The organism is Saccharomonospora saliphila YIM 90502 (genome assembly GCF_000383795.1).
Lineage (GTDB): Bacteria > Actinomycetota > Actinomycetes > Mycobacteriales > Pseudonocardiaceae > Saccharomonospora > Saccharomonospora saliphila.
The window spans coordinates 259,824-266,500 of record NZ_KB912728.1 but is presented as its reverse complement, the minus strand read 5'-3'; the positions used below and the strand labels follow the sequence as shown (position 1 = coordinate 266,500).

The window sequence follows — 6,677 nt, the reverse complement described above, 5'->3', positions numbered from 1 at the left end:
GGTGCCGGTCCGGGCCTCGTCGGCCCGGACCACCCGCCGAGCCGACGTCGGCCGAGCTGTCCCTCCCCGGCGACGGCGTCCGCCGCGGGTGCAGCGACACCGACCCCGCCGACGCCGGCCCGAGAGAACGGAGCGGCATGAGCCAGTCCCGAACCCTGGAATCCGAGCACGAGACCACCGTCCGAGCGCCCGCGCGCGAGGTCTATCGGCTCCTCACCGACCTCACGAGCTGGCCCCGCGTGTTCCCGACCACGCTGCACCTCGAGCCGTTGGGCCACGACGGTGACCAGCACCGGGTCGGCATGTGGACCCTCTCCGACGAGCAGGTCCACACCTGGGTGGCATTACGGCGCTACCATCCCGAGCGGCTGCGCATGGACTACCGCCACGAAACCCCCCGCCCGCCGGTGACCGACATGGGCGGCTCCTGGCAGGTCGAAGCGCTGGACGCCGACCGGTCCCGCGTGCGGCTGTCCCACGACGTGCACACCAGCGCGGGCGATGCCGAGACCCTGCGCTGGATCGAGGACACGCTCCACGACTTCAGCACCGCCGAACTCGAGGCACTCCGGGTCGCCGCGGAGCGGGAGGCCGCCGAACCGGACACGCTCCTGGTCCTCACCGACAGCGTCGAGATCGCCTGCGCACGCGAGGAGGTCTACGACTTCCTCTTCGACGCGCGGCGCTGGCCGGAGCGGATGCCGCACATCTCCCGCGCCTCGGTCACCGAGAACGGCCCCGACGCGCACATTCTGGAGACCGACATGGTCGTCGAGTCGGGCCGGACACTGACCACCAGGACCGCGCGGCTGGGGCTGCCGCACCACGCGATCGTCTTCACGCATCTGCGCCTGCCCCCGATCGGTCTCGCGCACCACGTGCGCTGGCTGCTCGACTCCCGTGCGGGCGGCGTCGGGGTCACCGCCGAACAGACCGTGGTCGTCAACGCGGCCGGGATCACCGACACGCTCGGGCCCGGGGTATCCCTGAGCGACGCCCGCGGTTTCATCCGGCGGGAACTCGGCGGCAACGCGCGGTCGATCCTCGAGCAGGCGAAGTCGCACTGCGAGTCGAGCCCGGCGGGGTCCTCGAGCGGGAAGGGGGCCGACCGTGCGTGACGACCTGTACTGCGAGGTCCAGCAGTTCTACGCGCGGCAGATGTGGCTGCTGGACAACGGGGACGCCGACTCCTGGGCCGACACCTTCACCGAGGACGGCACGTTCGTCGAACGGGGCAGGTACGAGCCGTTGACCGGACGGCGTGACATCGCCGCGGCCGCGCGCAGGCGGGTCGACGCCGTCACCGGCGACGGACTCGTCCGCCGGCACTGGCTGGGAATGCTGCGCGTCGAGGACGGCGCCGACGGCACGGTGCGCACCCGCTACCGCGCGGTGGCCCTGTCCACGCCGTACGGCGGCGGCCCGGCGACCCTCTACGCCAGCACCACGGCCGAGGACGTGCTGCTCCGGGACCGGGACGACCTGCGAGTCCGCGAACGACACGTCACACACGACGGCTGAGGCACCACCCCGCCGTCAGCACGACACCCCCGCACCGCGCGGTGGACAACGACGAACTCGGGAGTTCTCATGACAACTCAGCGCGTGGCCCTCGTCACCGGCTCCTCGACCGGGATCGGAGCGGCCGTGGCGACCCGGCTCGCGGCGAACGGCGTCCGCGTGGTCGTCAACTCGGTCCGCTCGGTCGAGCAGGGCCGGGCACTCGCCGAGAGCCTTCCCGGCGCCCTCTACGTGCCCGGTGACGTCTCCGTCGAGCAGGACGTGACGACCCTCGTCGACACCGTGATCGCCGAGTTCGGGCGCTTGGACATCCTCGTGAACAACGCAGGCACGACCAAGGTCATCCCGCACTCGGACCTCGACAGCGTCACCGCACAGGTCTGGCGGGACATTCTGGACGTCAACGTCGTCGGAACCTGGCTGGTCACCCGCGCCGCGCTGCCGCACCTGCGCGCCTCGGGCGACGGCGCGGTCGTCAACATCTCCTCGATCGCCGGCAGCAGGCCTGCCGGAAGTTCGATCCCCTACGCGGTGAGCAAGGCGGCGATCAACCACATGACCCGGCTTCTCGCCGGGGTCGTGGGCCCGGAGGTACGGGTCAACGCGGTCGCTCCCGGGCTCGTCGACACGGAATGGACCAAGGACTTCACCGAGGCACGCGCGTGGATGGAGGCCAACGCCCCGTTGCGGCGCACGGGCACGACCGACGACGTCGCGGAGGCCGTCGCGCACGTCGCGGACGCGCGGTACACCACCGGCGAGGTCCTCCTCGTCGACGGCGGCACACACCTGCGCTGACACCTCCGGCCGACCACACCACACGAGAAGGCGAGTTCCCCAGTGCACTTCGGCATCGCGCTCTTTCCGACCATCGGACCCCGCGTCAAGACCGCCCAGCAGTACTACGACGAGTCGCTCGGGCTCGCCGACCTGGCCGACGAGCTCGGGCTCGACCACGTCAAAACGGTCGAGCACTACTTCTTCGACTACGGTGGCTACAGCCCCGACCCGGTGACCTTCCTGGCCGCGGCGGCAGGCCGCACCCGTCGCGTGCGGCTCGGCACCAGCGCGGTGATCCCCGCGTTCACGCACCCGGTCAAGCTCGCGGGCAAGCTCGCGATGCTCGACAACATCTCGCACGGGCGCCTCGACGTCGCCTTCGGCCGGGCGTTCCTGCCGGACGAGTTCGAGGCGTTCGGCATCCCCCTCGACGAGAGCCGCGCGCGGTTCCGCGAAGGGCTCGCCGCCTGCAAGCGGTTGTGGACCGAAGAGGGGACGGTCTTCGAGGGCGAGTTCCACCGGTTCGGTCCGGTGACGCTGCAACCACGACCGGCGCAACGTCCCCACCCGCCGGTGTATGTGACCTCCGCCCGCAGCCCCGAATCCTGCGTCGAGGCCGGGCGCGCGGGACACAACCTCCAGATCGTGCCCGGAGTCCTCGCCACCGAGGACCTCAAGGATCGGCTCGCCACCTACCGGCGGGCCTGGGCCGAGGGCGGCCACACGCCGGGCGCCGAGAAGGTGCACTTCAGCTATCCCTGCGTCATCGCCGAGGACGGCGCGGAGGCTCGCAGGCTCGCCGCCCTCGACGACGAGCGCAACGGAGCCGCGATCGGGGAGGCTGTCCAGTCGTGGAGCCGGGTGAACAGCGCCGACTACCCCGGTTACGACAAACTGGCCGACACGGCCGCGCGGGCGACCTACGAGGACAAGCGAGCACAGAACAAGGTCCTGTCGGGAACGCCGGAGGAGGTCACCCGGCAGCTCGAAACGATCGCCGAGTGGTTCGGGCCGGATATCGGCATCAGTCTCGGCATCCACTCCGGGCACCTTCCCGCCGAGGTAGCGCGGCGCACCATGCACCTGCTCGCCGAGAAGATCGCGCCGAAGTTCTGACCGGCCCGCGAACGGAAAAGGAGCAACGGATGCGGTTGAAGGGCAAGGTCGCGGTCGTGACCGGCGGCACGAAGGGCCTGGGACGGCGCATCGCCGAGGCCTACCTCGACGAGGGAGCACACGTCGTCGTCGCGGCCCGGGACGAGGCCTCGGCACGACCGGTCCTCGACAAGGGCGGCGACCGGGTCGTGTTCCGTCCGGTGGACGTCTGCTCGGCGGACTCGGCGGCCCGGCTCACCGACGCGGCGGTCGAGCACTTCGGCGGCCTCGACATCATGGTCGCCAATGCCGGCGTCAGCCGTCCGGGCAGGGTCGCCGACCTCGATCCGGAACAGTGGCAGGAGACGGTCTCGACCAACTTCACCGGTACCTTCCACTGCGTCCGCGCCGCGGTGCCGCACCTGCGCGCCAGCGGAGCGGGACGGATCATCACGATGTCGTCGGCGCTCGGCTCCCGCGTCGCGCCCGGAGCCTCGGCCTACTGTGCCACCAAGGCGGGCGTCGAGATGCTCACCCGGGTCGTGGCCGTCGAGCTGGCCGCGGACGGCATCACCACCAACTGCCTGAGCCCGGGACTGATCGACGAGGGCATGGGCAAGCTGCTCAAGAACTCCCCGGTGTGGGACCAGTACGCCCCCAAGCTCGCCTCGGGCAGGCTGGGCCGGGCCGACGAGGTCGCCGACGCGGCCGTCTTCCTGGCGGGCGACGAGGCGTCCTACGTCAACGGCCACGTCCTCGAGGTCAACGGCGGTCTCGTGTGGTGACCGGCGTACCGGGCATCTCGGGAACCGACGAATCCGCCCCCGCACACGCCTGGCGTGCGGGGGCGGATTCTCGTGTGCGCCCGGGTGGTCAGCCGCAACAACACAGTTGACAGCGACAGTAAGGCGACGTGCGGCCAGGGCGATCTTGAGCGATGACCAGGGCCGATGGGTTCTGAGCAGCCGCACGAAGCCAGGCCAAGAGCTGTTGGACGGCGCCCGGCGGCGGCGTGGAGGACACGGGGCGGCCCTGTCACGCGAGCTGAGCGAGGAGTTGGGCGCCGAGGCGGCCGCAGCTTCACAGGTGTTCCTGTTCAGTTCGCCGTTGGATGCCGGGGTCGCGGTGCAGCGCTTTGTCGTCACGCGGCTGGCCACGCTCGATAAGTCCGCCCGGAGCGGTCCGGAATTCAGCGACCGGTCCCGAGACGGCTATGACCTGGACCGGATCGACCTGCGCAGCGACGTGACCTTGATCGACACGAAGCCGACCGCGGTGAAGGAGTTCAGTCTGGCCTACCCGTAGAGCGCCGGTTTCGCCTGGCCCCTTGACGTGGGTGAGCTGGTCGAACGCGAGCACACTTCCGCGCGTGCGGGCCGAGTGTTCGGCATCCTCGTGGGTGCTGCGCCGCCCGGCGAGCCGGATAACCTGCCGTAACGATCCCTGTGCGAACCGAGAAGGAGTGTCCGCGGTGCCCATCGAGCATGAAGCCAGAATTCTCGACATCGACCCGAGGGCCACCGAGAAACTGATCCTCGAGAAGGGCGGTCAGAAGCTCCGCGAGAAATTCCTGCGCCGCTACGTCTACGACATCACCCCCGGCGACGAGTCGAAGTGGATCAGGCTGCGCGACACCGACGGCGAGACCACGCTGACCGTCAAGGAGATCACCAGCGACGCCATCGACGGCACCCACGAAGTTGAGGTCGGCGTCGATGACTTCGCCGCCACCAACGCCCTGCTCGGGATGCTGGGCTTCACCCCGAAGTCCTACCAGGAGACCAAACGCACCAGCTTCATCCTCGATGGAGCGCGAGTCGAGATCGACACCTGGCCGCAGATCCCGCCCTACGTGGAAATCGAAGCAGACTCGAAAGACGAGGTCGTGCGCGTCGCCGCCCTGCTCGGCTACACCAAAACCGACCTCACCGGCGAGAACACCATCAAGATCTACGCCCACTACGGCATCGACCTCAACACGATCACTGACCTCAAGTTCTGACTATCGCAGCCATTGATCACCTGCGCCCGCGCGCCCGCGGACCCCATCAATCTCGCGGGCGTGCGGCCCTGCGCGCCCGTGAGGAGCCGCCAGCCGTGAGTGCGACGATGCCCGAGCACACCGCCCGGGAGCTGGGACGACGACACCTGCGTCCGCAGGCTCCCGCCCACTGCATGACGCCGACAGCGACGGCGAGCTGATCGGCACGCGCCTCTGGCGCGTGCGCGCCGGGTACGTGAAGTACCTTGCGCTATGCCCAGCGGTTTCGCTCACGCCGTCCGCGCTCAAGCCTCGTTCGACTAAGGCTTGCAGAAGCCCGGCGGCTCGACGCCGAGTCCGAAAGCTGTGGCACTCCGTCAGGAAACGCATGGTCAGGCGCTCGCCGGGGTGCCCACGGCAATCGTGCCGTGTGCCTCAGACCCCGTCCGGTGCGATGTCCCTGTGGCGCACCAGGTAATCCTGGCCGTCGCCCGCGGCGACGAGCTGGTCGCGGCACACCGCGTGCCCGAGGATGCCGACCGATCCCCCGCTCGGAGTGACCATCGTCAGCGCGTAGGACCGCGTGTGCAGCACGCCCTCCGGGCCCGGCTCCACGACCAGCATGCCGAACCAGTGGCGGGTCGTCCTTCCCGCATCGCGGTGCCCCGCGATCGTGCGGTGCACCGACGCGCGGATCGCCTCCCTTCCGATGAGTGGCTCCGGCATCCTCGGCTCGGCGAACACCGCGTCCTCGCTGAACGTGTCCGCCCAGGCATCGCCGCTGCCCTCGTCGAGCAGCGCCATCTGCCGGGCGTAGAAGTGCTGGACTGCGGCGTAGACCTCGCCGCTGACGTACGGCCGCGCCACGATCCGCTCCTGTGCCATTCCGATCACCCTCTCTCTTCGTCGCCGCTGTGCCCGGACCGCCGCACCGCGGAGGACAGGACGTGCTCTCCGTAGGCCTTGCCCACGACGTCGAGGCGCAGAGCGACGTGACTGCCCATGCAATGCACGTCCCGCCAGTACCGTTCGAGCGGCTCCGTGGCCAACTGGGCCCGTGTCCCCGACCGGCGGAACAGCCGCTCCACCGCGTCGACGAACTCGCCCGCCGCGACCGCGCAGTCACGGGGGTTGCGGACCGCCTCCAGCGTGGTGCGCTCCGGCGCGTCGCACACCCGGGCCGCACGGAGCACAAGCAGTTCCGCGGCGTCGATCGGGGCCGCGACCTCCCGGCCGTTCCTGTTGATGCTGCTGGCCTCGGCGGGCACGTTCTCCGGTTACTCGCTGCTCCTGCCGGTCG

The 6,677-nt window shown here is 70.1% G+C and carries 9 protein-coding genes; 7 read left to right on the top strand and 2 right to left on the bottom strand.

The genetic code is table 11. From position 1 onward, the window contains the following. Positions 1-137 precede the first annotated feature (137 nt). The 7 genes from SACSA_RS23955 to SACSA_RS0120220 all read left to right on the top strand — a co-directional run bounded on the left by SACSA_RS23955 (position 138) and on the right by SACSA_RS0120220 (position 5,398). Entirely contained in the window at positions 138-1,118 is a 981-nt protein-coding gene (locus SACSA_RS23955; protein ID WP_019819643.1) for an aromatase/cyclase, read from the top strand. Beyond that, on the top strand, positions 1,111-1,521 hold the full coding sequence (locus SACSA_RS0120245; RefSeq protein WP_019819641.1) for a nuclear transport factor 2 family protein: 411 nt from the start codon (positions 1,111-1,113) through the stop codon (positions 1,519-1,521). Before SACSA_RS23955 ends, SACSA_RS0120245 begins: the two co-directional genes overlap by 8 nt. Before the next feature lie 69 nt (positions 1,522-1,590). Next, positions 1,591-2,319 carry an SDR family NAD(P)-dependent oxidoreductase gene (locus SACSA_RS0120240; protein WP_028662086.1) on the top strand — a complete coding sequence of 243 codons (729 nt, stop codon included), beginning with the start codon at positions 1,591-1,593 and terminating at the stop codon, positions 2,317-2,319. Between the two features lie 42 nt (positions 2,320-2,361). Next, on the top strand, positions 2,362-3,417 hold the full coding sequence (locus tag SACSA_RS0120235) for an LLM class flavin-dependent oxidoreductase (RefSeq protein ID WP_019819637.1): 1,056 nt from the start codon (positions 2,362-2,364) through the stop codon (positions 3,415-3,417). 29 nt (positions 3,418-3,446) lie between these two features. After that, positions 3,447-4,181 (top strand): SDR family NAD(P)-dependent oxidoreductase, encoded by a 735-nt coding sequence (locus tag SACSA_RS0120230; protein ID WP_019819635.1) that lies wholly within the window; start codon positions 3,447-3,449, stop codon positions 4,179-4,181. 145 nt (positions 4,182-4,326) lie between these two features. Beyond that, on the top strand, positions 4,327-4,701 hold the full coding sequence (locus tag SACSA_RS0120225) for an NUDIX hydrolase (RefSeq protein WP_232213026.1): 375 nt from the start codon (positions 4,327-4,329) through the stop codon (positions 4,699-4,701). Between the two features lie 166 nt (positions 4,702-4,867). Further along, positions 4,868-5,398: a class IV adenylate cyclase gene (locus SACSA_RS0120220; RefSeq protein WP_028662085.1), complete on the top strand. Its 531-nt coding sequence runs from the start codon at positions 4,868-4,870 to the stop codon at positions 5,396-5,398. Between the two features lie 414 nt (positions 5,399-5,812). On the opposite strand, the gene SACSA_RS0120215 is transcribed toward SACSA_RS0120220, so the two are convergent. Continuing rightward, the gene (locus SACSA_RS0120215) at positions 5,813-6,262 is read right to left on the bottom strand and encodes a nuclear transport factor 2 family protein (protein ID WP_028662084.1); all 450 of its coding nucleotides are present in this window, start codon (positions 6,260-6,262) and stop codon (positions 5,813-5,815) included. 5 nt (positions 6,263-6,267) lie between these two features. Continuing rightward, positions 6,268-6,645 (bottom strand): acyl-CoA dehydrogenase family protein, encoded by a 378-nt coding sequence (locus SACSA_RS0120210; RefSeq protein ID WP_028662083.1) that lies wholly within the window; start codon positions 6,643-6,645, stop codon positions 6,268-6,270. Positions 6,646-6,677 lie beyond the last annotated feature (32 nt).